This is a genomic window from Bradyrhizobium sp. NAS96.2 (assembly GCF_001908235.1).
In the GTDB taxonomy this organism is placed as follows: domain Bacteria; phylum Pseudomonadota; class Alphaproteobacteria; order Rhizobiales; family Xanthobacteraceae; genus Bradyrhizobium.
The window spans coordinates 1-2,715 of record NZ_LGHK01000419.1 but is presented as its reverse complement, the minus strand read 5'-3'; the positions used below and the strand labels follow the sequence as shown (position 1 = coordinate 2,715).

At 64.7% G+C, this 2,715-nt stretch carries 2 protein-coding genes; both read left to right on the top strand.

Going from position 1 to position 2,715, the window contains the following annotated elements; translation table 11 throughout:
- Positions 1-201: 201 nt before the first annotated feature.
- Positions 202-1,734, top strand: coding sequence for an IS21 family transposase (gene istA / locus AC628_RS41660; RefSeq protein WP_074132565.1), 1,533 nt, complete (start codon positions 202-204; stop codon positions 1,732-1,734).
- The gene (gene istB, locus AC628_RS41655) at positions 1,731-2,573 is read left to right on the top strand and encodes an IS21-like element helper ATPase IstB (protein WP_074132564.1); all 843 of its coding nucleotides are present in this window, start codon (positions 1,731-1,733) and stop codon (positions 2,571-2,573) included. The genes istA and istB overlap by 4 nt, the downstream gene beginning before the upstream one ends.
- Positions 2,574-2,715 lie beyond the last annotated feature (142 nt).

The window sequence follows — 2,715 nt, the reverse complement described above, 5'->3', positions numbered from 1 at the left end:
AGCAGCCGTGCGCGGCGGCGATCAGGGTGAGACTCCAGCGACAATCAGGATGAGACTGCGCCGATGGGGACGGACCGAAGGGAGGGCGTAGCCCGACCGGAGGACCGTCCCCATCGGCGTCGCGCGTTTTCGGACCCGTCTGGCGGCCGGGTGCGGCTGGTGCAAGCTGTTGATTCGTCTCGACAAGAGGGAATCGATGCCTTGCCTGGCCTCCACATCACCGACCACCAGATGAGGCTGTACATGACTTACCGACTGACGTTGTCCCCCGAGGCCGCCGCGGCCAAGGCGGGGTTCTCGAAAGCAAGTGCGTATCGGATCGAGGGCGATGCGCGTCCGCCATCGCAGAAGAGGGCGCCGAGGGGTCGGCGACGATCCGATCCGCTCGAGCCCTATTGGGACGCCGAGATCGTTCCGATCCTGAAGGCTGCGCCCGGCATCCGCGTGATCGGCGTGCTGGACGAACTGCGCCGACGGCATCCTGGCCTCAATCCCAACATCCGACGCACGTTGGAGCGACGCATCAATGCCTGGCGGGCACTCAACGGTCCCGAACAGGACGTGATCTTCCGCCAGGAGCACGAGCCCGGTCGCCTGGGTCTGTCCGACTTCACCGACGTGAGCGCGCTCGGCATTACCATCGCGGGTGAGCCGCTCGATCACCGGCTCTATCACTTCCGGTTGGCGTTCTCCGGCTTCGAGCATGCCCATGTCGTGCTCGGCGGCGAAAGCTTTGTCGCCCTGGCCGAGGGCCTGCAGAACGCCCTGTGGGCGCTCGGCGGCGTTCCGCGGGAGCATCGCAGCGACAGCCTGTCGGCGGCGTTCCGCAATCTGGCGGCTGATGCGCGGGAGGATCTGACACAGCGCTACGCCGCGCTGATGGGCCACTATGGCATGGCACCAACGCGCAACAATGCGGGCATCGCCCACGAGAACGGCTCGATCGAGAGTGCACATGGTCATCTCAAGCGAGCGCTGGAGGATGCGCTGTTGCTGCGGGGCACACGTGACTTCGCCAGTCTCGATGCCTGGCGGGCTTTTGTCGACGAGATTGTCGGCCGGCGCAACGCCAACCTCGCCAAGCGGATCGCGCTCGAGAAGGAAGCACTGGCGCCGCTGCCGAAAGGTCGCACGACCGACTTCGAGGAGAAGGTGATCCCGGTGACGTCGTCGGGCGGCTTCATTTTGAGACGCGTGTTCTACACCGTGCCTTCAAGACTGATTGGCCATCGCCTGCGTGTGCGCATCTTCGACGACCGGCTCGAATGCTTCCTCGGCGTCACGCCGGTCGTGACGCTGCGGCGCGGGCGGCCTGTGTCGGAGAGCCAGGGCGGGCATGTCGTCGATTACCGGCACGTCATCCATGCCCTGCGGCGCAAGCCGATGGCGCTCGTCAACCTCGTCTATCGCGACCAGCTCTTCCCGCGCGCAGCCTACAAACGTCTGTTCGAGACCTTGCGGGAACACGGTGATGACCGGCGCGCCTGCAAGGTGACGGTCGAGCTTCTGGCACTGGCCCACGAGCGGGCCTGCGAAGCCGAGCTCGCCAAGGCGATCGCGATTGATCTCGATGCCGGACGGCTACCCGATCTTGCGGCATTGCGCGATCGCTTCCGGCCCGAGGCGAGCTCGATCCCGAGTGTCGCCGTCAAACTGGCGCCGCTCGCGGTCTACGATGAGCTGGCCTCCGTCAGCATCGTGTCGGCCCACTCGAACCCGGGAGAAGCGGCATGACCAGCATCGCGACCTCCGTCGATGCCGCCCGCGTCGAGCTGCTCCTCAATGAACTGCGCCTGCCCGGTGTCAAGGCGATCTGGCCGAAGCTCGCCGCGCAATCGGACAAGGAAGGCTGGCCTGCCGCCCGCTTCCTCGCCGCTCTTGCCGAGCACGAGGCAGCCGATCGTACCCGCCGACGCATCGAGCGACACATGGTGGAAGCGCGGTTGCCTGCCGGCAAGACGCTCGCCACCTTCGACTTCGAAAGCGTGCCGATGCTGTCAAAGGCACAGGCGATGGCGCTCGCCGCCGGCGACGCCTGGTTGAAGGCCGGCGCCAATCTGCTGTTGTTCGGCCCACCCGGCGGCGGCAAGACTCATCTCGGTTCAGCGATCGGCCTGGCTCTCGTCGAGAATGGTTGGCGCGTCCTCTTCGTCCGCACCACCGATCTGGTTCAGCGGCTGCAGGTGGCGCGACGCGAACTGACGCTGGAGTCTGCGATCGCCAAACTCGATCGCTACGACCTCCTGATCCTCGACGACATCACATATGTGAGCAAGGATCAGGCGGAGACCAGCGTGCTGTTCGAACTGATCGCCGCTCGCTACGAGCGACGCTCGCTGCTGATCACGGCCAATCAGCCATTTGGCGAATGGGGACGTATCTTCCCGGATCAGGCAATGACGCTGGCAGCCATCGATCGTTTGGTCCACCACGCCACGATCCTCGAGATGAACGTCGAGAGCTACCGTCGAAAAGTTGCCCTCGATCGCAAGCGCGGTCCAGGCCGGCCGCCCGTTCATACGACTCCAAACGAACTCGACAAAGCCATGATTGACGCTGGCAATCCTGCGTGATTGTCGCGCGGCGTCAATCAAGCCTTGCCAAAACCGCCGCGAGCGTCAATGATCCCCTGACTCGGTCGCCTCGTCTCATCTTGATTGACGCGCCGCTCTCATCCTGATTGTCGCGCTATAAAGCCGTTCAACATCGACAAGA